Origin of the sequence: Neisseria weixii, assembly GCF_042658245.1 — a bacterium.
In the GTDB taxonomy this organism is placed as follows: Bacteria; Pseudomonadota; Gammaproteobacteria; order Burkholderiales; family Neisseriaceae; genus Neisseria; species Neisseria weixii.
In genome coordinates, this window is record NZ_JBHSPY010000001.1 from 26,051 (window position 1) to 49,932 (window position 23,882).

Below are 23,882 nucleotides of genomic sequence, written 5' to 3' on the forward strand. Positions count from 1 at the left end.
AAACCAAAGAAAACAGGCAGACATTTTACGCCTACCTTTAAAGAAAAAGTACAACAGGCCGAGACCTTTGCAAAACCCATTCAAATGCCGGAACGCACATAACCGCCGTCATTCCCGCGTAGGCGGGAATCCATTTTTGAGCATGGGAAAATTTTGAACAAAAAAGGTTTCCTAGGTGCTAAGATGGATTCCTGCCTGCGCGGGAATGACGGCGGTTTTGGTTTGTATTGGTGAGCCTAGAGTTTTACAAAGGTCTCAGGCCTTCTGAAAAAATATCTTTCAGACGGCCTTTCAATCTATTAAACCGTTTTGTTTTTCAACGGCAGCTTGATGTGCGGTTTGGCCGCCTTCGGCGCTTCTTTCAAGCCCAGCTCGATTTGCTGCTCGTCGCTCAACAGATTGCTCCAGTCGCCGGTTTTATACCAATCACGACCGTCTAACTCAATCGGATGCTGAATGCGCTCGCAGCCGTTGCCGCACTGCAAATCGTCTTCGCGGCAATATTTGTCGCAGCCCCAACAAATCCGCTCGGGGTTTTTAGGAAAAATCGGAAATTTCTTGGCCATGTCTGTGTATCCTTGATTGAGATTATTGTTATGTTTATGAACCGGTATTATAAAGAATTTCCAACACAGATAATTGTTTTATAAGGATTTTTACGCTTGTCTTTTAAAAAAATTTAAGACCGTCTGAGTGTTTCAGACGGCCTCGATTTCATTTAAACATCAATCCAACAGCGCATCCACAAATGCCCGCGCATCAAATGGGCGCAAATCGTCGATGCGTTCGCCTACACCGATGTAGCGCACCGGAATCGGGCGGTTGCTGGCCAGTGCGGCGAGAATGCCGCCTTTGGCCGTACCGTCGAGTTTCGTCACAATCAGGCCGGTCAGCCCCAGAGCTTCGTCAAACGCTTTCACCTGGTTGACCGCGTTTTGGCCGATGTTGGCATCCAAAACTACGATGATTTCATGCGGCGCATCGGGCATGGCTTTTTGCAGCACGCGTTTGACTTTTTTGATTTCTTCCATCAAGTGCAACTGGGTCGGCAAACGGCCGGCAGTATCGGCCAACACAATATCGATGCCGCGCGCTTTCGCTGCCTGCACCGCATCGAAACACACCGCTGCCGAATCGCCGGTGGATTGGGAAATCACGGTCACGTTGTTGCGCTCGCCCCATTCCTGCAACTGCTCGCGCGCTGCGGCACGGAAAGTATCGCCCGCCGCCAGCAGCACCGATTTGCCCTGAGATTGGAAATATTTCGCCAGCTTGCCGATGGACGTGGTTTTGCCCGCGCCGTTGATGCCCGCCAGCATAATCACAAACGGCTCTTTGCTTTCGGGCAACACCAAAGACTGTTCCAAAGGTTTAATCAAATCGTAAATCGCTTCTTTCAACGCGCCGCACAATTCTTCGCCGTCTTTCAAGCCTTTCAGGCTGACGCGGTCGCGCACGTCTTTCATCAGATAGTTGGTCGCTTCCATACCCATGTCGCTGGTAATCAGAACGGTTTCCAACTCTTCATACAAATCTTCGTCGATTTTACCGCCGCCGAACACACCCGCCAGCGATTTGGCCATTTTGTCGCGCGATTTGGTCAAACCTTGTTTCAAGCGCGAAGCCCAGCTTAATTTGGTTTGCGCATGATCTTCTTCCAGAGTTTGCGCGGCTACGGCTGTCGTTGCCGCCGCAGTGGCCGCTAGGCTTTCAGACGGCGTTGCTTCAGACGATTCATCTGCCTTAACTTCTTCAGTTTCAACATTTTCCTGTACCTGAACCGCTTCTGCAGGCCCGGCTTCCGCTGCTTGGTTTTGTTCGTTTTCCGCTTGAGGGAAAGTCGTTTCCCAAGTCTGACTTTCTGCTTCTTCCGCCTCTTCCGGTCGAACAATTGACTCTGCTGATGGCGCGGCTCCGATAGCTTCAACCACCGCTTCCTGCTCATCGGCAATGGCTTCTGCCTGCTCCGGCGTCACCGAAACCAATTCGGTGCCTTCCGGCACTTGCACATAATCAATCACCACTTTGCCATCGTCGGTTAAAACGATTTCTTCCGTGTTCTCGTCTTCAATTGAAACATCATCCGCCACTTCAACTTGCGCCGCAATGTGTTCAAACGGCATTTCTGCAGGCACTTCTGCTTGGGCTTGAACGTCATCACCCAGTGTTTCGGCCGTCGCTTGCTGCGCTAAAATTTCTTCTTCAACCGATTGATTTTCAATATGTTCAACAGCAATTTCTTCAGCCTGCAGCGCGGCCTTCGCCTTCTCTGCCGCTTCTTTGGCAAACGCATTCTCCAGCGCCGCCAGCATTGCTTCTACCGACTGGGTCGGCTCGGTGGCGGCGGTTTGTTCGGTGTGTTGAAGCTCGGGTTTGACCGTTTCTTCGGGAGCGGGAGTTTCCTGTTTTTTGCGGCGGAAGAAATCGAACATGGCGTTTCCTTAAAGTAAAATGCTTGAGAAATAAGGGCTATTGTAGCGTATTTTGTTGAGATGAACAGTATGGCCGCGCATAATCACGTCGGCTTAAATCTTTGCCCTTGTAAATGTTGTGTTCACAATCAAAAGGCCGTCTGAAACAAGCTTGATTCAGACGGCCTGTTTCCAACAGCGCCACCAACTCATTTCGGCGGCGGTCGGCGGCCGATTTTTTTGCCCGGCAGCAAGCCGATAAATACGGCAATTGCCACGCTAATCCACAACGAAGCATTGGGCAAATCCAAGGCGTGTGCCAGCCATGAAATGCCGCCAAACAGCAGCGTGAAAAACAGCGTCCAACCAATAAAAAAACACCAGCGATCTCATCTTGATTCCTCACCTTCAGACGGCCTATTTTATGTATAAAAGGCCATCTGAAAAAATATTCAAAAATTAAAATAATTAATTTAAAACAAATTATTAAATCTTAAAACAACAGGCGGAGGCGGGATAATTTTCAAGCTTCCGAACACCTTTCAGACGGCCTTTATCCCTTTATTTGCAACCCCACTCAAGGCTCAACGCAAACGCAAAACATGCCATCATATATTCATTAGCGCGCGCCGTTTGCACGCTCTATTATACCCACCTTCCAGATAAGCGTTGCCAACTTTCAGACGGCCTAATCCGCAGGTCAGCGGCGATTCTGTGCTAGAATCAAACCCCGCAGGCCCGTGGCTCTTTATGCTGCCGTGCCGTTTTTTTATTTTCCATGCCGTCTGAAACCAACGTTCAGACGGCCTTTAACGACTTGAAAAAGCCATGAAGAAAACCCTGTTCCGCGCCGCTTTATTGGGCATCTCCGCCGCCTTGCTGGCCGCTTGTCCGAGCAAGAGCGTCAAAAAATTACCAACCATCGACCAAACCGTGATCAGCGGCCCCGACCGCCCGACCGGCACACCGCACCCGGCCGGCACCACCTTCACACCGGGCGGCAATGCGTCTTATCTCGCCGTGCCCCACAGCGCCATGCCGCAATGGAACGGCCAAGATTTTGTCAAAAGCCTGCAATCGTTCAAACTCGGCTGCGACAAGCTGAAAAACCGCCAAGGCTGGCAAGACGTGTGCGCCCAAGCCGCGCAAACCCGGTTGAACCAAGCCGCCGCCAAATCGTTTTTCGAGCGCTATTTCACGCCGTGGCAAGTGAGCGGCAACGGTTCGCAAGCGGGCACCGTCACCGGCTATTACGAACCGGTATTGCACGGCGACACCGTGCAGACCAACAAAGCGCGTTTTCCGATTTACGGCATTCCTTATGATTTCGTTTCCGTGCCGCTGTCGTCTGCCCAGCGCAACAGCAAAGGCATCGTGCGCGTGCGCCAAACCGGCCAAAACAGCGGCGTGATTGCGGCCGACGGCACCCACACCACCAACCTGTCTCAATTCCCGATTACCGCCCGTTCGACTTCGATTAAAGGTCGTTTTGTCGGCAACCAATTCATTCCGTATCACACCCGCGCGCAAATCAACGCCGGCGCGCTCAACGGCAAAGCGCCGATCTTGGGTTACGCCGATGATCCGGTCGAACTCTTTTTCATGCACATCCAAGGTTCAGGCCGTCTGAAAACCCCGAAAGGCGAATACGTGCGCCTTGGTTTTGCCGATAAAAACGAATATTCTTATGTATCCATCGGCCGCTATATGGCCGACCGCGGCTACCTGACTTTGGGTCAAACCACCATGCAGGGCATCAAAACCTACATGCAGCAAAACACCCACCGCTTGGCCGAAGTTTTAGGGCAAAACCCGAGCTACATCTTCTTCCGTAAACTCGAAGGCAGCAGCGACCAAGGCCCTGTCGGCGCATTGGGCACGCCATTGATGGGCGAATACGCCGGCGCCATCGACCGCCACTACATCACGCTGGGCGCACCTTTGTTCGTGGCCACCGCCCACCCGATTACCAACAAAGCGCTCAACCGCCTGATTATGGCGCAAGATACCGGCAGCGCGATTAAAGGCGCGGTGCGCGTGGATTATTTCTGGGGCTACGGCGACGAAGCGGGCAACATCGCCGGCAAACAGAAAACCAACGGTTATGTGTGGCTGCTGCTGCCAAACGGCATGGCGCCGGAATATCGTCCGTAAACAAATTGGCCGTCTGAACCGGTTTGCCCGACAATCAACAAATGTATCCAAACCGTTCAGACGGCCTTTTTGACGCTTGGAGAAAATTTTTACCGTCATGCCCACAAATGCGGCGAAAATCCTTATAATTCCAAGTCAAACCTCATTTTTTACGCCCAAGCCCTATGCTTTGGCGACTGATAAAGCGAATACCTATGGACAAACTCAAAATCTCTGCCAACGGCCCGTTAAACGGCGAAATCATTGTATCCGGCGCCAAAAACGCCGCGCTGCCGCTGATGTGTGCCGGTTTGCTGACTTCGGGCACACTGCGCCTGAAAAACGTGCCGATGCTGGCCGATGTGAAAACCACGCAAAAACTCTTGCAAGGCATGGGCGCGCGCGTGTTGACCGACAATGTGCACGAATTCGAAATCAACGGCGGCACGGTCAACAATACCTGCGCGCCTTATGAATTGGTCAGCACCATGCGCGCATCGATTTTGGTATTGGGTCCGACTTTGGCGCGTTTCGGCGAAGCGCAGGTGAGCCTGCCGGGCGGTTGCGCCATCGGTTCGCGTCCGGTTGACCAACACTTGAAAGGCTTGGAAACCATGGGCGCGGAAATCGTCATCGAGCATGGTTATGTCACGGCCAAAGGCCGTCTGAAAGGCGCGCGCGTGTTGATGGACGTGGTTACCGTTGGCGGCACGGAAAACTTATTGATGGCCGCCACTTTGGCCGAAGGCACGACCGTATTGGAAAACTGCGCCATCGAGCCGGAAGTCGTGGACTTAGCTGAATGTTTGGTGAAAATGGGCGCAAAAATCAGTGGCATCGGCACCGCCACCATGACCATCGAAGGCGTGAAAGAATTGCACGGCTGCGAACACAGCGTCGTGCCCGACCGCATCGAAGCGGGCACATTCTTGTGCGCCGTGGCGATGACCGGCGGCAAAGTGACCCTGCGCAACGCCGCACCGAAAACCATGGAAGTGGTGTTGGACAAACTGGTTGAAGCCGGTGCCGTCATCGAAGCGGGCGACGACTGGATTACCATCGACATGCAGCAACGCCCGAAAGCCGTCGACATCCGCACCGTCGTGCATCCCGGCTTCCCGACCGACATGCAGGCGCAATTTATGGCCATGAACGCCGTGGCCGAAGGCAGCTGCCGCGTGGTGGAAACCATTTTTGAAAACCGCTTCATGCACGTTCCCGAACTCAACCGCATGGGCGCGAACATCACCACCGAAGGCAACACCGCTTTTGTAACCGGCGTGGAAACCCTCTCCGGCGCGACCGTGATGGCCACCGACCTGCGCGCTTCCGCCAGCTTGGTGATGGCCGGTTTGATTGCCAAAGGCGAAACCATCGTCGACCGAATCTACCATCTCGACCGCGGCTATGAACACATTGAGAAAAAACTCGGCGGCGTAGGCGCCAAAATCGAACGCGTACGCGGTTAAGCTTTAATGAATCGTTTGAATCGAAAGGCCGTCTGAAAACATGATGTTTTCAGACGGCCTTTTTCCCGTAAAAACCTTGTTTTTTGTTACAATACGCCATCTCCTTAACCCACGTTTCACAAGGCTTTCCCATGAGCAAACCCGCCGTTTCGCCGATGATGCAGCAATATCTCGGCATCAAATCGCAACATGCCGACAAACTGGTTTTTTACCGCATGGGCGATTTTTACGAGCTGTTTTTCGATGATGCGGTGGAAGCAGCCAAGCTGTTAGACATCACGCTTACCACGCGCGGGCAGATAGAAGGCGAGCCGATTAAGATGGCCGGCGTGCCGTTTCACGCGGCCGAGCAATATTTGGCGCGCTTGGTGAAAATGGGCAAAAGCGTGGCGATTTGCGAGCAGGTCGGCGAAGTGGGTGCGACAAAAGGGCCGGTAGAGCGCAAAGTGGTGCGCATCGTTACCCCCGGCACACTCACCGACTCGGCCTTTTTGGAAGACAAAGAAACCAACCGCATTGTGGCGGTCAACCACAGCAAAAAACACATCGGCCTGGCCTGGGCATCGCTGCAAAGCGGCGAATTCAAAGTGAAGCAGGTTGATGCGGCGCAGTTGGCCGACGAGTTGGCGCGTTTGCAGGCGGCGGAAATTCTGTTGGCCGACGGCCAAAACCTGCCGCCGTTGGAAAATGCCAACCTCACGCGCCTGAATGCGTGGCAGTTCGCGCCCGATACGGCGGTGAAGCTGCTGACCGATTATTTCGGCAGCCAAGATTTGCGCGGCTTCGGCTTGGAAACCGACGAACACGCTGCGGCGATTGGTGCGGCCGGCGCGCTCATCAACTACATCCGCCTCACGCAAAATCTAATGCCGCAACACCTTGACGGCTTGTCATTAGAAACCGACAGCCAGTTTATCGGCATGGACGCGGCCACCCGCCGCAATCTGGAAATCACCCAAACCTTGGGCGGCAAAAAAGCGCCGACGCTGATGTCGACGCTCGACCACTGCGCCACCCACATGGGCAGCCGCTTATTGGCGATGTGGCTGCATCACCCTTTGCGCAACCGCGACCACATCCGCGCGCGCCAGCAAGCCGTGTCTGCCTTGGCCGGGCAGTTTACCCCTATTCAAGGCCGTCTGAAAAACATTGCCGATATCGAACGCATCGCCGCGCGAGTGGCAGTAGGCAATGCCCGCCCGCGCGATTTGGCCGCGCTGCGCGACAGCCTGTTTGAATTGGCCAAATTGGAATTGGCCGCCGAAGGCAGCAGCCTGCTGGAAACGCTGCAAAACGTGTTCCCCGCCACCTTGCCCGTGGCCGAGCAATTGCAGGCCGCGATTTTGCCCGAACCTGCAGTCTGGCTGCGCGACGGCGGTGTGATTAACCACGGTTTCCATGCCGAATTGGACGAATTGCGCCACATTCAAAACCACGGCGACGAATTTCTGCTGGCTTTGGAATCGCGCGAACGCGAGCGCACGGGTTTGTCTACCTTAAAAGTCGAGTTCAACCGCGTCCACGGCTTTTACATCGAATTGTCCAAAGTACAGGCCGAACAGGCACCCGCCGATTACCAACGCCGCCAAACGCTGAAAAACGCCGAGCGTTTCATCACGCCCGAATTGAAAGCGTTTGAAGACAAAGTATTGACCGCACAAGAACAAGCGCTGGCTTTGGAAAAACAGCTCTTCGAAACTCTGCTCAAAGAGATTCAGACCGCTTTGCCGCAGCTGCAGAAAGCCGCCAAAGCCGCCGCCGCGCTGGACGTGTTGGCGACCTTTGCCGCACTCGCGCGCACCCGCCGCTTTGTCTGCCCTGAATTTGCCGATTATCCGGTGTTGGAAATAGACGGCGGCCGCCACCCGGTGGTGGAAGAGCAGGTGCGCCACTTCACGCCCAACCACACCCGCTTCGACCACAAACACCGCCTGATGCTGCTCACCGGCCCGAATATGGGCGGTAAATCGACCTATATGCGCCAAGTCGCGCTGATTACCCTGCTCGCCCACACCGGCTGCTTCGTACCGGCCGAAGCGGCCAAAATCGGCCCCGTCGACCGTATTTTCACGCGCATCGGCGCCAGCGACGATTTGGCTTCCAACCGCTCGACCTTTATGGTGGAAATGAGCGAAACCGCCTACATTCTGCACCATGCCACCGAGCATTCATTGGTGTTGATGGACGAAGTCGGCCGCGGCACCTCCACCTTCGACGGCCTCGCCCTCGCGCAAGCCATCGCCGAACATTTGCTGCAGAAAAACAAATCGTTCAGCCTGTTTGCCACTCATTATTTCGAACTCACCCGCCTGCCCGAAGCCCATGCCGGCGCGGTGAATATGCACCTTTCCGCGCTGGAGCAGGGGCAGGACATTGTGTTTTTACACGAAATCCAGCCCGGCCCCGCCAGCAAAAGCTATGGTATCGCCGTGGCCAAACTCGCCGGCCTGCCCGCCCGCGCCCTCAAAGCCGCGCAAAAGCATTTGTCCGACTTGGAAACGCAAGCCGCCGCCCAGCAGCCGCAAATGGATATTTTCCAAGCCATGCCGTCTGAAGCGGATGATGTCGAAATCCATGATGGCCTTACTGAAAGGCCGTCTGAAACACCGAGCGAATTGCTGGCCGCTTTGGCTGAAATCAACCCTGATAACCTATCGCCGCGCGAAGCCTTGGATGCGCTTTACCGCTTGAAAGATTTGGTTTAAGGTAATATAACAGGCCGTCTGAAAAACAGTTTTCAGACGGCCTGTAGCTTATAATCATCACCATAATTTAATGTCTGAACACACACCGCAAACATGATAAAAAATCAATCTACTCACACCCATGCTGCCGAACACGACGGCGAATTTTCCCATACCCGCGTGCCTGCTGACCGCTTGCTCGGGCGCAGCCATTTTGCCGCTGCCTACAGCAGCGAACACATCGCAGGCGGCGAATTTGTTGTCGGCGCGGCGTTTGCCGCTTGGGGCGCATCGCCGGCGACGGTTGTATTAGGCCTGCTGATTGGCAATTTGGCGGCGGTGTTGAGCTGGGCGTTGGTGTGTGCGCCGGTGGCGGTGCGTTCACGGCTGACGCTGTATCAATATTTGGAACGCGTGGCCGGCCGGCGCTTGGTGTTTTTCTATAATTTAATGAGCGGCTTGATTTTCGCCGTGATTGCCGGCGGCATGATGACGATTTCCGCCTCAGCCATCCGCGGCTTAACCGATGCGCCGCCTCAGGTGCAGTGGTATCCGACCAGCGGTTTGTTTGTAGCGGCAGTATTGCTGATTGGTTTGGCGACGGTGTGGATTGCGTTGCGCGGTTTTGCACGGGTGACCAAGTTTGCCAAAATCTGCGCGCCGTGGCTGTTTGCCGTATTTGCCGTATGCGGATTGGCCGCTTGGCCTTATCTGACGGCTATCGGCGGCGCACAGGGTTTGGACGGCTATGAAACGCTGCAACGCTATGTGTGGACGGGTAACACGCCCGACGGCAGCCCGTCGCTAACCATCTGGCAGATTGCCGCTTTCGCATGGGGGCTGAATCTGCCACTGCATTTGGGCATGGGCGATTTAAGCACGCTGCGTTTCGCGCGCAAACCCGGCTACGGCGCGTATTCCGCCTTTGCCGCATACGGCGGCCATTTTGTCGCGTGGCTGACCGCGGGTATGCTCGGTGCGGCCAGCGCGGCTTTGCTGCAAACCGACATCGGCAAGCTCGACATCGGCGGCGTGGTCGTGCCGGTGCTGGGCGTAGCGGGTACCGCAGCCGTGGTGGTGGCTTCGTTTACCACCGCCGTGCCCAGCCTTTACCGCGCAGGCTTGGCTTTTCACGCCTTTTTGCCGCGTTGGTCGCTGGCGAAAACCACCGCCGTAGTCGGCGCCGTCACCACGCTGATTGCCTGTTTGCCGTTGATTTTCCTGAAATGGCTGGATTTGATGGCCTATTTCAACATTCTCACCGCCCCCGTGGGCGCGGTTATCGCCGCCGAACATTTTATCCTGCCCAAACTCGGCATCGCCCCGTTTTGGCGCCACGGCCGCCGCGACCAAAACAACCGCGCCGCTTGGTCGGTGTGGGTGTGCGGCATGGCCTTGGCCGCGGTGTTGCTGGCCGCTGGGATGCACTTGTTTGCCGTATTCATCCCCTTATGGGCAGCGTGTTTGCTGCTGTACACCTTTTTAGCCTACCAACAGGCACCGCAAAGCAACAGGCCGTCTGAACGCCTGTATCACAACGCCTACGGCAGCGACGATATCCGACTCACCACACACACGCAAACGGCAAAAACCGCATTATCCCAACGCCGCCACCCGCTGCTTTACGGCGCCGCCGCCAGCCTGCTGCTGATGATGGCCGGCTGCGGCATGCTCTATCTGCCCTCATCGCCGCAGCAATACACCACCGCCTTCCAATGGCTGCTGGCCTTATTCTCGGCGGCTTATTTCATTCAGACGGCCTTGTGGGTGAGGCTATCGGGAAAAGATAAATCATCGTAAAAGGCCGGGACCTTTGCAAAGCATCATTAACCACCAACCCATTACACTTCAATCACTCGCCACCCAACACTTCACGCAAAGCATTCGGGTTTTTCAGCACATTTTCCGCCTGTACCAAGCAATCGGCGGTGATTTCGCTGATGTTGCGGCAGCTGGTCAGGGTCATGGCGACGCGCATTTCTTTTTCAAACAGGTTGAGCAGGTTGGCGACACCGGCTTCGCCGTCGGTAGCCAGCGCGTAGATGAAGGCGCGGCCGATCATGGTGCAGTCGGCGCCAAGGGCAATCATGCGCACCACGTCGAGGCCGTTGCGGATGCCGGAATCGGCTAAGATTTTAATGTCGCCTTTCACGGCATCGGCAATGGCGGGCATGGCGCGGGCGGACGACAATACGCCGTCAAGCTGGCGGCCGCCGTGGTTGGACACGACAATGCCGTCGGCACCGAATTTCACCGCATCGCGCGCGTCATCGGGGTCGAGAATGCCTTTGATGATCATTGAGCCTTCCCAGAAATCGCGGATCCATTGCAAATCTTTCCACGAAATCGACGGGTCAAAGTTGGCACCGAGATAGCCCATGTAGTCTTCCAAGCCAACGGCTTTACCCATGTATTTGGAAATGTTGCCCAAGTCGTGCGGTTTGCCGTGAATGCCGACATCGTATGCCCATTGCGGGTGCAACACGGCTTGCAGGTAGCGGCGCATGGCGGCGTTGGGACCGCTCATGCCGGAATGGGCATCGCGGTAGCGTGCGCCGGGGGTCGGCATATCGACGGTAAACACCAGCGTCGGGCAGCCGGCAGCTTTGGCACGCTCCAAGACGTTGGTCATAAAGCCGCGGTCTTTCAACACATAAAGCTGAAACCACATCGGCCGCTGAATCTGCGGCACCACTTCTTCAATCGGGCACACGGATACGGTGGACAAGGTAAACGGAATGCCTTTTTTATCGGCGGCACGCGCAGCCTGCACTTCGCCGCGGCGGGCATACATACCGGTCAGGCCGACAGGTGAGAGCGCAACCGGCATGGTCAGCTTTTCTCCGAATAATTCAATGCCCAAATCCAGCTCGGCCATATCGCGCAACACGCGTTGGCGCAGGGCGATGTCGGCCAAATCGGATACATTGCGCTCCAGCGTGCGTTCGGCATAGGCACCGCCGTCGATGTAGTGGAACAAAAACGGCGGCAAACGGCGGCGTGCGCCTTCGCGGTAATCACTTGCGGATGAAATAATCATAAATCGGCTCCGGAAACAGGGTTAAATATATTTGATTGTGATTTTTATTTATAAAAAATTTATTGTAATCGTTTTTGCACGAAATTTCATCTGATGACATGATTTTTAAGTTAGCTTAGGCAGATTTGTTTTAGGGCAGGCATGAAAGCATTTGATTTATTAGATAAAACAGAGGCCGAGACCTTTGCAAAACCCCAGATTTGAGTACAGTTGGAAGTTAGAGCAGCACAGAAAGCGCAGACATATCACAAGGATAGGCAAGTTTTCGAGCAGCGCACAACGGAGAAATGTGCCAAAGATGGGGAGTTTGCAAAGGTCTCAGGCCGTCTGAAAGAATCATCACTCTTTCAGACGGCCTGTCTCGCTTTGCCCACGCGGCATCATCATTTTTCGGCCTTTGTCATGTTGCTGACACAATCTTTTGCCCATAATACCGCCATAAATCAATGAGAAACCCAAAAAAGGAGCGCCCATGAAAACGCCGTCTGCCTTATTGAAAATCCACGGAATCGACACCGGATTATTGTCTTGGCTCAACCGCCACAGCCGCATCCGCGCCATCGGTTTCATCAGCCGCCAAATCTCGCGTTTGGGCGGCGGGCCTTTGTATGCGGCGGTCGGTTTGGTGGTTTGGCTTTGGGGCGGCGCGGCAGGGGCTGCCTTTTTTTACGCCGGTTTGACCGCTTATGCCTTGGAATTGCCGCTGTATTGGGTGCTGAAAAACAGCATCCGCCGCGACCGTCCGAAAAAAGGCGTGCGCGATTTGAATGCGCTGATTACGCCTTCGGACAAATTCAGTTTCCCATCGGGACACACCGCCGCTGCGTTTGTGTTCGCCACGCTGATTGCGGCCTTTTTTCCGATGTTCGCGCCGGCGGCTTATGTGTTGGCGGTATTAACCGGTTTGTCACGCATTATGCTGGGCGTGCATTACCCTTCCGACATTGCCGCCGGTGCCGCCTTAGGCGTATTATGCGGCGAGACGGCGCTTTATGTGATGGGTTGAGAAAATGAAGATTTTGTATGGCGTACAAGCCACCGGCAACGGCCACATTACCCGCGCCCGCGCCATGCTGCCCGCATTGCAGGCGCGGGGGATTGAGGTAGATTTTGTGTTCAGCGGCCGCGATAAAGACGCCTATTTCGATATGGACTGCTTCGGCGCTTACCGCATCTTTCGCGGTTTTACCTACCGTATGCAGGAAGGCCGCGTGCGCCGTTTGGCTACCTTGACCGATGCCCGCCCTTACCGCTTTGTGCAGGATGTGTTGGCGTTGGACACGCGTGCTTATGATTTGGTGCTGACCGATTTCGAACCGGTCAGCGCATGGGCAGCGCGGCGTCAGGGCGTGCGTTCGGTCGGTTTGGCGCACCAATACGCGCTCCTGTATCCGCTGGCCGATGTGCCGCCACCACCGCTGTTACCTTACGGTTTGAAAGCGTTTGCGCCTGCCGGCGATTATTTGGGCGTGCATTGGCAGGCGTTCGGCCAACCGATTTTGCCGCCGCTGATTCAGGCCAATCCGCATCGGGTTGACGACAAAGGTTTTGTGCTGGTGTATCTGCCGTTTGAAGATTTAACGCAAGTACAAACATGGCTGCGCAGCGCACCGCAGCAGCGTTTTCGGATTTATGCGGCTGTGGATAACATTATTTCAGACGGCCTGATTGAAGTGCATCCCTTCTCGCGCACCTCCTTTCCGCGCGACACCGCCGCATGCAGCGCCGTGATTTGCAATGCCGGCTTCGGCTTGTGCAGCGAAGTGATGGCGCTGGGTAAAAAATTACTGGTGCGGCCGCCGGATAATCAAGTAGAACAAGCATCTAACGCCAAAGTCTTGCAAAACATGGCCGCCGCCGATGTGATGCATCATTTCGATGCCGACATCTTGCATCGCTGGCTGCAACGCCCCAATCCCGCGCCGGTTCAGTTTCCCGACACCGCCGCCGCAGTCGCCGGCTGGCTGGCCGAAGGCTGCCGCGAGCCTGTGGGTAAAATGGTGGAAAACGTGTGGGCGCAGGGTTGATAAAAGGCCGTCTGGATATTACTAGACAGATGAGCTTTCGAGCGGCGCCTAATGAAGCAATGTATCAAAGATAAGGATCTTTGCAAAGATTCTGATGCCGTCTGAAAAACAAGCCCACTGTTCAGACGGCCTTTGATCATTCATTTCAAAAGATTATTCTGTATAATGTGCAGCCATCATCTGAACAAAGGAACACGCCATGTTAACCCCCGAACAAGTCAAAGCCATGATTGAAGCCGTGGCGCCATGCCAACACGTTGAAGTGGAAGGCGACGGCCACCACTTCTTTGCCGTAATTGTGTCATCCGCATTCGAAGGCAAAGCCCGCTTGGCGCGCCACCGCTTGATTAAAGACGGTTTGAAAGAAAAATTGGCCAGCAACGAATTGCACGCCCTGTCGATTTCCGTGGCCGCGACCCCTGAAGAATGGGCAGCGAAACAGGGGTAATCCTTGTGCAGAATAAAGGCCGTCTGAAAGCGTTACGCGTTTTCAGACGGCCTGAGACTTTACAAAGGTCTTGGTCTTTTTGTTTATGGCTTTTCAAGCAAAAGTCTCTGCTCATCACCGAGCACCCTCTCCCTAGCCCTCTCCCGCCAGACGGGAGAGGGAATCAGTTGCCGGGATAGGCAAAATTGCTTTGCCAAATCCAATGCGGCTATTTCCTACCCATTGGGCTTTAGCCAACATCTCTTTCAGTCGCTGCCACTTCATGCCCCTTTTTGAATGGCTTCAATCCGCGCCGACACCGCATCGGCAAAACGTTCAGCCGCCTGCCCGCAAGTGTGCAGATACAGTGCCGGCTCGATTAATTCCAACTCATTGAGCAGAAAAGTATCGCCGATAAGAGTGCCGTCCACCCGCGCATACAGCGGCATCTGCGGCAAGGTGCGCAACACGCCTTCGGCGCTTGCTACGGCAAAATCAGGCGGATTCACCGGCAAAACGGTCACGCCGTAAGCGGAATTGGCGCGCCATTCGCCCTGTGGCGGCTGACGGCGCACGGCGTGGCTGAAGCGGCCGTTGACACACACCAGCGAAGTTTCGCCCGCCTCTTCGATGTCGCGGATATAGGGCTGTACCATCAGGCCGTCTGAAATGTCGCTGCCTGCCCATGCTTCTCCCAACGCTTCGCCTGCACGGATTTTGCACACGCCTTTGCCGCTTTGGCCGATGGCGGGTTTCACCACGGCTTCAGGCCATTGCTTGGCTGACAGAATGCGTTGCAAGGCTTGCTGGTGCGCTTCGCCAAACTGCCTGTCACACGCCAGAAACTCGGTCGGAATCACATTGATGCCCTGCGCGGCCAAATCGGTGAGATAGCGCTTGTTCATGTTCCAGCGCATGAGTTCGGGCGGATTGAGAAAATGCTGCCCGTTGCCGGCCTCATCCATCCACCTGGTAAACGCGGCCGGTTGGCCGGCATAATCCCAGGCGCACAAAGGCAGGATAAACGGCGTTTGCGGTGCGTTTTGCCAAGCGTCGAAACGGGTATCAATGCCGCGCTGCCGCAGGGCTTGCGCCAAGGGGATTAAGTTGGGCGGCGGCTCGGGATAGCGGTGGCAGGTGGTAATGGTGAGCATGGTTGGGTCTTTTGATGGTTAACAATATAAAAAAGGCGGAAACCCCGCCTTTGGTTATTTCACTTGTTCCCAATATTTTTTCAGACGGCCTTTATTCTGCATAGCGCGTTTTTCCATTTCGTCCACCGCCGCTTGCGCTTGGACTTGGTTGACCGGTTTGCCGACTTGAATCACGCCGTTCATGTTCATCAGGCGGTGCGGCGGGCAGGTGTACACATACACGCCTTCTTTGGTCAGCTTCAGGGTAAATTCTTGATCTTCTTCCGATAAAAAGTTTTCCACACCTTCAGGCACGGCTTTGCTCTGCACCCAATGCCCTTTGTGGGTCGGCTTGAAGGTGACGGTGTCGCCGACGGCGGCTTTAACAAAACCCGGCTCAAACACCATGCCGCCATCGGCGCCGTTGTTGAGCATTTTCACTTCGTGATTGGCGGCAAACGCGCTGACTGATGCGGTCAGCAGCAGGGCAAACAGGGATTTTTTCATTTCGGTTTCCTTTTCATAGACGCAAACACATTAAGCGGTAAAGGTTTGGCTGTTTTCAAACGGCCTGTTTCGTAAAGGGCGGATCACCGGCGCGCCGAAGCGGTCGTAAAGCAATTCGACATCTACTTGATACAGCGTGCTGATTAATTCGGGCTGCAACACGTCTTTCGGCGCGCCTTCGGCATGCACTTTGCCGCCGCCGATTAGCACAATGCCGTCTGAAAACTGCGCGGCCAAGCTCAAATCGTGTAATACCATCAGCGTGGTCAGGCCGTTGGCATGGGTGTAACCGGCCACGCGTTCGAGCAGGTTGATTTGATGGTGCATATCCAGCGCCGACACCGGCTCGTCGAGCAGCAGGATTTCCGGCCGGTGCATCATCACTTGGGCAAACATCACCAATTGCCGCTGGCCGCCGCTCAAGTTCATCACATCATGATGCGCCAGATGGGCAATGCCGAGCGATTCCATGATGCCCGCCGCTTCGTGCAGCATTTCGTCGCCCACATGCAGCCCCAAACCGTCCATGCGTCCGAGCAGCACCACTTCCAAAGCGGTCAGTGCGGCTTCGGCAAAGGTGTTTTGCGGCATATAGCCTATGCGTTTGCGCCAGCTTTGCAGGTTGAGTTTGCTCAAATGCTCGTCTTTGTAGCGGATGCTGCCTTGGTGTTTCACTTCGCCGAACAGGGTTTTCAACAGCGATGATTTGCCCGCGCCGTTGGAACCGAGAATGGTGTAAACCTTGCCCGGCTCGAATGTCAGGTTGATTTGGTCGGCCACCACAAAATGACCGCGGCGGATGTGTACGTTTTCAAGTTGAATCATTTCAGACGGCCTTAAGCAAAGAGGGCGGCAAACCAGTTTTTAATGCGCTGCCATAATGAAACTTCGCCGGCAGGCTCGGCTTGCTCAGGGACAGTATCGGCAGCGGCCTGGTTGTTGCAGTCGTCCAAACCGCCGCAGCCCAAGCGGATGAAGAACGTGCCTTGCGGCTCGACCGGCAGATATTTACGGTGGAATTCGCGGTAGGTTTCTTCCGGATTCACGTCGGCAAAGGCATCGGGATACAACGCTTTGGCGATGAATTGGGCGGAGGCCAAGTCAGACAACGAACGCGAAGCGGTGTGATAAATGCCGAATACGCGGCCATTTTGAACCGCCGGAATGTCTGCCCAACCGGCGCGCCCGGTAAAGCCTTTCAGACGTTTTTGCGCTTCGTCGGCGGCAATGCCAATGCCCATCGCCATGGAAGTAGGCTGCTTCAGGCCGACTTCGGTGCCGGAAATAATCACCACATCGGGCTTGGCGGCAAGAAACTGCTCGGGGTTAATCGGCCCCCAATCTTTGATAAACGCGGCGGCAATATTGTCGCCGCCCACGGTATCGGCAATCGCGCCCCACATGTTTTTGCCGAAGGTGAAGCTGTGTTCGGCCGGGCCTTTGTCACCGAACTCAATGTAGATTTTCGGCTTGGGCTTGCCCGCTCCGGCCACGCGTTTTTGAATATCGGCCATGCCTTGGGCGTATTCGTCGGCGGCTTGCTTGGCGCGTTCGGGCGTGCCGGCGATTTCACCGAAAAGCTTGGCGCTGGCGGTATGGCGCTCGACCGTTTGCGCGTTGAAATCGACCACCACCACCGGAATGCCCGCTTTTTCAAAACGCGGCATTTCTTCTTTGAGCGTGTCATACTGCCAATCGGCCAACACCACCACATCAGGCTTCATAGCCAAGGTTTTTTCAAACGAAAACGTGCCGGTATTCACATTGCCGATGTCGCCGATGTTTTGCAGCGACGGGATTTTGGCAGAATAAAGCGACCAACTGCCGGGGTTGAACTTTTCCCAAAATTCGCGCGAAATGCCGACCACGTTTTCAAACTTATCCGCACCGGTCACGGCAATATAATCGGGGTAATAAAAGCCCAACACCACGCGCTTGGCCGGCACATCGACTTGCACTTCACGCCCGCGCACATCGGTGAGCGTTTTCACTTCGGCGTGCGCGGTGAGTGCGGCCAAGCTGAATACGGCGGCGGCTAAAATACGGCAAACAGGTTTCATTGGTTTATCTCTCTATCTGGTTTCTTTCAGACGGCCTGATGATGGATAGTCGTTTAAAATAGAAATCACACAAGGCAGCAACCGCCGTGTACATCAAGTACATCAGGGAGCCGGCCACGCTGTATCGTTTTTATTTGCAACGGCTATTAAAAGGCCGTCTGAAACTCATCGCTTGGTTAACACAATCCAAAAGAAAAACGGTACGCCGACAAACGAGGTCACAATCCCCACCGGAAACAGCGCACCGGGAATAATCACTTTCGACAACACACTGGCCACCGACAAAAACGCCGCGCCCGCCAGCATCGAGCCGGGCAGGAAAAAGCGTTGATCTTCGCCGAGCAGAATGCGTGCCACATGCGGTGCGACCAAGCCGATAAAGCCGATTACGCCGACAAAGCTAATCGCCGTGGCGGTCATCACCGCCACCAACACCAAGGTTTGAATGCGCAGGCGTTGCAGGTTGATGCCCAAACCGGCGGCCCGCTCTTCACCCAAACGCAGGGCGGTGAGTTTCCACACGTCTTTCGCCAACAGGCTCACGCACACGGCGGTCACCACGGTGGTAACGATCACCGTTTCCCACGTTGCCTTAGTCAGACTGCCGAACAGCCAAAACAAAATCTGCTGCGAAATTTCCGGCGCGGCAATAAACTGAATCAGCGACAAAATCGACTGGAACAAAAACAATAAAGCAATCCCCACCAACACCAGCATGGCCGAATTGAAGCGGCGAATCGAGGCAAACACAAACAACACCCCCGCCGCCAGCATGGTCATCACAAACGCACCAATCGGCACGGCAAACGCATGCGGCAAACCGAAACCGCCAAAGGCAATCACCAGCGACGCCCCCAAACCGGCCGCCGCCGCCAAGCCCAGCGTATAAGGGCTGGCCATCGGGTTATTCAGCAAAGTTTGGATTTCCGCCCCGCCCACGCCCAAAGCCGCGCCGGCCACCAAGGCCATTACCGCCATCGGCAGGCGCAAATCGTACACAATCACCTTGCTCATTTCATCCGCACCTTGCATGTTCAGCAGCGATTTCACCACTTCGCCCACCGGCAGCATGGAAGGGCCGGTCGCAATGTCGAATACGAAACCGATGAGGCTGATAATCAGAAAAGAACAAACAACCAACCAGCGTTTGCGCTCCAAGGCGCGCTGGTTTTTGACAATATCGGCGGCGGTAGGGATCATGATGAATCGTTTTAAAAGGAATGGGGGATAAAGGTAAGAAACCGCTTTTTCAGACGGCCTTTTTATCATGAAGCCGTCTGAAAAAACGGACTCCGGCCACACAGGGCAAATCAAGCCATATGCGGCATCAGGCCGTCTGAAAAGCGATAAGGCGGCAAGCACGGGCCTGCCGCATCAATCATGTCTTATCGCGGATAAGTATAGAACGTACCGCTCGGCACCACCGGCAGGTTTTGACGGTAGAAATCCAAATAAGTTTTTTCCGGATTCAGGTCTTTAAAGAGCTGCGGATAAATCGCTTTGGCCATAAACTGAATCGAAGCGCCGTCTGAAAGCGTGCGCGAATTGGCGTGGTAAGCGCCGTAAACGCGGTTGTTTTTCACGGCCGGCAAATTGTTCCAACCCGGGCGTTTGGTGAACCCGGCCAAGCGGCGATCGGCATCGGCTTTATTAATGCCCCAGCCCAATACCATTGCTTGCGGGTTTTTCTTCACCTCGGTTTCACGGCCGGTAATCACAATCACGTCAGGTTTGGCGGCCAACACCAATTCCGGATTAATCGGCCCGTAGTATTCCACCGCTTTGGCCGCGATGTTGTCACCGCCCACCAGCGTGGCCATCGCGCCCCACATGCTCTTGCCGAAGGTGAAGCTGTGCTCGGCCGGGCCTTTGTTGCCGAATTCGGTGTATACCTTAGGTTTCGGCAAACCGGCTTTTTTCACGCGGCTTTGAATGGTATCGACAATGCGTTTGTAATCGGCGGCGAGCTTGGCGGCTTTTTGCGGCTGGCTGGTCAAAGTGCCGATGAGGTGGGTCGATTTGATGTGTTTATCCACAGTTTGCGCGTTGTAGTCCAACACCACCACCGGAATGCCGGCTTTATTGATGCGGTCGAGATCCGAGCCCAAAGCCTGATACTGCCAATCGGCCAACACCAGCAAATCCGGTTTCAAGGCCAATACTTTTTCAATCGAGAAGGTGCCGACTTCCACTTCGCCCACGTCGGTGAGCTGGTTCAATTTCGGCACGGCTTTGCTAAACGCTGCCCAGCTTGGCGGCGCCCAATCCGACCACACCGCTTTGGAAAAACCGGCCACATTATTCAGCGCATTTTTGCCGCCGATGGCCATATAGTCTTGATAATAAAAGCCCAATACCACGCGCTTGGCCGGTAAATCCACGGTTACTTTACGGCCGGCCGCGTCGGTAATCTGCACCGGTTTGGCATAAGCGGACACCGCTCCCAACGATAACGCCGCAACCGCAGCAAGAGAAGACAAGCGTACAAGTTTCATCATACATCCCTTCCAATTAATAAATAAAAATAATTCCTGTTCCGTTAAAATATACGAAAACAAATAATAAATCAAGTGAAGAAATAAACAAAAGGCCGTCTGAAAAGTTTACGCTATATCTGATATTAGTCTTTAATGTTGCTGAAAGGTACAACCACTCAGCCTGAATCATGAAACGATGCGCGCTGTCGGTGGGCTTTTATCTGTTAATAATCAGAACCGAAGTGGGCAGCCTGATACCTTTGCAAAACCTCATGAACACCAATAAAAAACCCACAGGCCGTCATTAGTTTTGCAAAGGTCTCAGCCTGTTTAGCCCAATTCGTGCCTAACAAAAGAGAAGCAAATACCGTGATAACAAATATAGCAAAGGCCGTCTGAAACGTTTCAGACGGCCTTTGCTATATTATCAACAGGCATTTATTTAACAAAATCAAGCCTTTTTCACAAACTCGGATTTCAAATTCATCGCGCCGAAACCGTCGATTTTGCAGCCGATATTGTGGTCGCCTTGCTGCAAACGAATGCCTTTCACTTTCGTGCCCTGCTTGATGACCGACGAGCTGCCCTTCACTTTCAAATCCTTAATCAGCACCACGGTATCGCCGCAAACCAGCCCGGCACCGTTGGCATCTTTTACCGACAAAGCATCATCGGCGGCTTCTTCGCCGGCTTGCCATTCGTGGGCGCATTCGGGGCAAACCAAGTTGGCGCCGTCTTCATAGGTGTATTCGGATTGACATTGCGGGCATGGCGGGAGTGACATGGTGATTCCTTTTTGTTCTGGCTATTTTAAGATGATTTGACAGCATTATAAACGAAACAGGCCGTCTGAAAGAAAGTTTTCAGACAGCCTGCCCTCACCTGAAAAGACCGGTGAAAAAAGCGATTTCTGGTATGAACACAATCTTTGTCATGCCAGCCTCACATCCGATTTCAGACGGCCTTAGCCGACTTTATCGCCCGGTTGCGCACCGGCATCGACATCCAGTAATTTCAGTTTGCCTTCTGCCGTGGCCGCGCTCAAAATCATGCCTTCGCTCACGCCGAATTTGGCCATTTTGCGCGGGGCAAAGTTGGCCACGGCAATCACCATGCGGCCGTTGAGTTCGGCCGGATTCGGGTAAGAGGCGGCGATGCCGGAAAAAATCACACGTTTTTCAAAGCCGAAATCCAAATCGAATTTCAGCAGTTTGGTGCTGCCTTCTACCGCTTCACAGTTGAGCACTTTGGCCACGCGCATGTCGATTTTCATAAAGTCATCAAAGCCGGCTTGCTCGGCCACCGGCGCGAATTTGCCCGCTTCGGCAGGCGCGGCTTCGGCGGCGGCTTGGATGCTTTGTTTGTTGGCTTCGATTAACTTATCCACTTGCTGTTGCTCCACTCGTTGCATGAGGTGTTCGTATTTGTTGATGGCGTGTTCGCCCAAGGTTTGGCGGGTGTTTGCCCAGGTAATCGCGTCCAGATTCAGGAATTTGGCGGCGTTTTCGGCCACTTTCGGCAATACCGGTGCCAAGTAGGCGGTCAACACGGCAAAGGCGTTGATCAATTCGCTGCACACTTCATGCAGGCGCGCGTCTTGGCCTTCTTGTTTGGCCAATTCCCAAGGTTTGTTGGCATCCACGTATTCGTTCACGATGTCGGCCAAAGCCATGATGTCGCGCAGGGCGCGGGCGTATTCGCGGTTTTCGTATTGCTCGGCAACGGCTTCGCTTTGCGCGGTGAGCTTGGCCAGCAATTCGCTGTCGGATACGTCTTTCAGACGGCCTTCAAAACGCTTGGCGATGAAACCGGAAGCACGGGCGGCGATGTTGACATATTTGCCAACCAAGTCGCTGTTGACGCGGCTGATAAAGTCGTTCAGATTCAAATCGATGTCTTCGATTTTGCTGTTGAGCTTGGCGGCGATGTAGTAGCGCATCCATTCCGGATTCAGGCCTTGGTCCAAATAGGATTTGGCGGTGATGAACGTGCCGCGCGATTTGGACATTTTTTGGCCGTCCACGGTCAAAAAGCCGTGGGCGAAAATGCCGCTCGGCGTGCGGTAGCCGGAGAATTTCAGCATGGCCGTCCAAAACAGCGCGTGGAAATACAGAATGTCTTTGCCGATGAAGTGATACATCTCGGTCTGGCTGTCGGCTTTGAAAAATTCGTCGAAATCCAAGCCGAGGCGGTCGCACAGATTTTTAAACGAGGCCATGTAGCCCACCGGTGCGTCCAGCCACACATAAAAATATTTGCCCGGCGCATCGGGGATTTCAAAGCCGAAGTAAGGCGCGTCGCGGGAAATGTCCCAATCCGACAGCGAGGTTTCTTCGCCTTCGCCCAACCATTCTTTCATTTTGTTCAAGGCTTCGGGCTGCAAATGCGGTTTGCCCAAGGCGTTGGTGCCGGAAGTCCACTCTTGCAGGAAGTCGGCGCATTCACCCAGCTTGAAGAAGAAGTGTTCCGATTCTTTCAACACCGGCGCGGCACCGGATACGGCGGAATAGGGGTTAATCAATTCGGTGGGTGAATAAGTGGTGCCGCACACTTCACAGTTGTCGCCGTATTGGTCTTTGGCGTGGCATTTCGGGCATTCGCCTTTGACGAAGCGGTCGGGCAGGAACATGTGTTTTTCAGGGTCGAAAAGCTGCTCAATAACGCGGCTTTCGATTTTGCCGTTGGCTTTTAAGGCGCGGTAGATTTCTTCGGAAAACGCTTTGTTTTCAGGCGAATGGGTGCTGTAGTAATTGTCGTAGCCGATACCGAAGCCGGTAAAGTCGGCCAAATGCTCTTCGCGCACTCTGGCAATCATGCCTTCCGGCTGCAAACCCTGTTTTTGCGCCGCCAGCATCACCGGCGTGCCGTGGGTATCGTCGGCGCAGCAGTAGTAGCACTCGTGGCCGCGCAATTTTTGAAAACGCACCCAAATGTCGGTTTGGATGTGTTCGACCATGTGGCCTAAGTGGATGCTGCCGTTGGCATACGGCAGGGCGGAAGTCACTAGAATTTTTCGTGTCATGGTTTATGCTTTGGAAACAATCAATAAAGATGAAGGATTATAACGTTTTCGCTGTATTTTGGCGAACAAAAGGCCGTCTGAAAGTTGACTGACTTTCAGACGGCCTGTGGCCTTTTGGATTTCGGGTTTAACGCACCTCACCGCACGCGCCTTTTTCCAGCTTGAGGATTTTGCCGCTATCGCTGCACACGCTGCAACGGTTGCCGAACGTTTGCCGCACAGTGCGGCCGTCCGTCTGGATAGTGGCGCAAACAGGAGCATATTCGCGCGTGCAGATGCTTTTTTTACAGGAAGCGGTTTGGATTGCAGGCCCGGCCGGCGTCGGAACCGACGGAGTGTGGTGACAGGCCGCAAGCAGCATCAGGGCGGCAAGGACGGATAAGCGTTTCATGCGTTTCCTTTCTTGGCAGACAATAGATTGGGATTGCACAGCCTTTTGCACAGCATGTAGATCAGCCATGCTTGGCCGATGGTTTTTATATTCAGCTTTCG

20 protein-coding genes are annotated in these 23,882 nt (G+C 54.5%); 7 read left to right on the forward strand and 13 right to left on the reverse strand.

What is annotated here, in order from left to right:
- Positions 1-299 precede the first annotated feature (299 nt).
- Together ACFPVS_RS00125 and ftsY are read right to left on the reverse strand one after the other, a co-directional pair.
- Positions 300-566: a DUF3079 domain-containing protein gene (locus tag ACFPVS_RS00125; protein WP_123804322.1), complete on the reverse strand. Its 267-nt coding sequence runs from the start codon at positions 564-566 to the stop codon at positions 300-302.
- A gap of 159 nt (positions 567-725) precedes the next feature.
- Positions 726-2,021 (reverse strand): signal recognition particle-docking protein FtsY, encoded by a 1,296-nt coding sequence (ftsY, locus tag ACFPVS_RS00130; protein ID WP_378595241.1) that lies wholly within the window; start codon positions 2,019-2,021, stop codon positions 726-728.
- Between the two features lie 1,218 nt (positions 2,022-3,239).
- Between ftsY and mltA the strand changes: the two genes are divergently transcribed.
- The 4 genes from mltA to ACFPVS_RS00150 all read left to right on the forward strand — a co-directional run bounded on the left by mltA (position 3,240) and on the right by ACFPVS_RS00150 (position 10,497).
- Complete coding sequence (gene mltA / locus ACFPVS_RS00135) at positions 3,240-4,565, forward strand: murein transglycosylase A (RefSeq protein ID WP_378595060.1); 1,326 nt, start codon at positions 3,240-3,242, stop codon at positions 4,563-4,565.
- A 194-nt stretch (positions 4,566-4,759) separates the two neighbouring features.
- Positions 4,760-6,013, forward strand: coding sequence for a UDP-N-acetylglucosamine 1-carboxyvinyltransferase (gene murA, locus ACFPVS_RS00140; protein WP_378595062.1), 1,254 nt, complete (start codon positions 4,760-4,762; stop codon positions 6,011-6,013).
- Positions 6,014-6,144: 131 nt separating this feature from the next.
- Positions 6,145-8,718 (forward strand): DNA mismatch repair protein MutS, encoded by a 2,574-nt coding sequence (mutS, locus tag ACFPVS_RS00145; RefSeq protein WP_378595064.1) that lies wholly within the window; start codon positions 6,145-6,147, stop codon positions 8,716-8,718.
- 93 nt (positions 8,719-8,811) lie between these two features.
- Positions 8,812-10,497, forward strand: a complete 1,686-nt coding sequence (locus ACFPVS_RS00150; protein WP_123804327.1) for a purine-cytosine permease family protein — start codon at positions 8,812-8,814, stop codon at positions 10,495-10,497.
- A 52-nt stretch (positions 10,498-10,549) separates the two neighbouring features.
- Here ACFPVS_RS00150 and lldD read toward each other — a convergent pair whose 3' ends face one another.
- Positions 10,550-11,737: an FMN-dependent L-lactate dehydrogenase LldD gene (lldD, locus tag ACFPVS_RS00155; RefSeq protein WP_378595066.1), complete on the reverse strand. Its 1,188-nt coding sequence runs from the start codon at positions 11,735-11,737 to the stop codon at positions 10,550-10,552.
- Between the two features lie 339 nt (positions 11,738-12,076).
- Positions 12,077-12,211, reverse strand: a complete 135-nt coding sequence (locus ACFPVS_RS00160; RefSeq protein WP_255419125.1) for a hypothetical protein — start codon at positions 12,209-12,211, stop codon at positions 12,077-12,079.
- Between ACFPVS_RS00160 and ACFPVS_RS00165 the strand changes: the two genes are divergently transcribed.
- From ACFPVS_RS00165 to ACFPVS_RS00175, 3 genes are all read left to right on the forward strand, one after another.
- Positions 12,210-12,743: a phosphatase PAP2 family protein gene (locus ACFPVS_RS00165; protein ID WP_123804329.1), complete on the forward strand. Its 534-nt coding sequence runs from the start codon at positions 12,210-12,212 to the stop codon at positions 12,741-12,743. The two genes, ACFPVS_RS00160 and ACFPVS_RS00165, sit on opposite strands and share 2 nt — an antisense overlap.
- 4 nt (positions 12,744-12,747) lie before the next feature.
- A complete protein-coding gene (locus tag ACFPVS_RS00170; protein ID WP_378595069.1) occupies positions 12,748-13,764 on the forward strand; it encodes a glycosyltransferase family protein in 1,017 nt (338 codons plus the stop codon).
- 199 nt (positions 13,765-13,963) lie between these two features.
- A complete protein-coding gene (locus tag ACFPVS_RS00175; protein WP_095502638.1) occupies positions 13,964-14,212 on the forward strand; it encodes a BolA family protein in 249 nt (82 codons plus the stop codon).
- A gap of 260 nt (positions 14,213-14,472) precedes the next feature.
- On the opposite strand, the gene ACFPVS_RS00180 is transcribed toward ACFPVS_RS00175, so the two are convergent.
- From ACFPVS_RS00180 to ACFPVS_RS00220, 9 genes are all read right to left on the reverse strand, one after another.
- On the reverse strand, positions 14,473-15,345 hold the full coding sequence (locus ACFPVS_RS00180; protein ID WP_378595071.1) for an ATP-grasp domain-containing protein: 873 nt from the start codon (positions 15,343-15,345) through the stop codon (positions 14,473-14,475).
- A 54-nt stretch (positions 15,346-15,399) separates the two neighbouring features.
- Positions 15,400-15,831, reverse strand: a complete 432-nt coding sequence (locus tag ACFPVS_RS00185; protein WP_123804332.1) for a pseudoazurin — start codon at positions 15,829-15,831, stop codon at positions 15,400-15,402.
- Between the two features lie 30 nt (positions 15,832-15,861).
- Positions 15,862-16,656 carry an ABC transporter ATP-binding protein gene (locus tag ACFPVS_RS00190; RefSeq protein WP_123804333.1) on the reverse strand — a complete coding sequence of 265 codons (795 nt, stop codon included), beginning with the start codon at positions 16,654-16,656 and terminating at the stop codon, positions 15,862-15,864.
- 11 nt (positions 16,657-16,667) lie between these two features.
- Complete coding sequence (locus ACFPVS_RS00195) at positions 16,668-17,891, reverse strand: ABC transporter substrate-binding protein (RefSeq protein ID WP_378595073.1); 1,224 nt, start codon at positions 17,889-17,891, stop codon at positions 16,668-16,670.
- 165 nt (positions 17,892-18,056) lie between these two features.
- The gene (locus ACFPVS_RS00200) at positions 18,057-19,091 is read right to left on the reverse strand and encodes a FecCD family ABC transporter permease (RefSeq protein ID WP_123804334.1); all 1,035 of its coding nucleotides are present in this window, start codon (positions 19,089-19,091) and stop codon (positions 18,057-18,059) included.
- A 185-nt stretch (positions 19,092-19,276) separates the two neighbouring features.
- Positions 19,277-20,386 (reverse strand): ABC transporter substrate-binding protein, encoded by a 1,110-nt coding sequence (locus tag ACFPVS_RS00205; RefSeq protein ID WP_378595243.1) that lies wholly within the window; start codon positions 20,384-20,386, stop codon positions 19,277-19,279.
- Positions 20,387-20,819: 433 nt separating this feature from the next.
- Positions 20,820-21,152 (reverse strand): zinc ribbon domain-containing protein YjdM, encoded by a 333-nt coding sequence (locus ACFPVS_RS00210; protein WP_123804335.1) that lies wholly within the window; start codon positions 21,150-21,152, stop codon positions 20,820-20,822.
- Positions 21,153-21,332: 180 nt separating this feature from the next.
- A complete protein-coding gene (gene metG / locus ACFPVS_RS00215; RefSeq protein ID WP_123804336.1) occupies positions 21,333-23,390 on the reverse strand; it encodes a methionine--tRNA ligase in 2,058 nt (685 codons plus the stop codon).
- Between the two features lie 127 nt (positions 23,391-23,517).
- Complete coding sequence (locus ACFPVS_RS00220) at positions 23,518-23,781, reverse strand: Kazal-type serine protease inhibitor family protein (RefSeq protein WP_378595076.1); 264 nt, start codon at positions 23,779-23,781, stop codon at positions 23,518-23,520.
- Between the last annotated feature and the right edge of the window lie 101 nt (positions 23,782-23,882).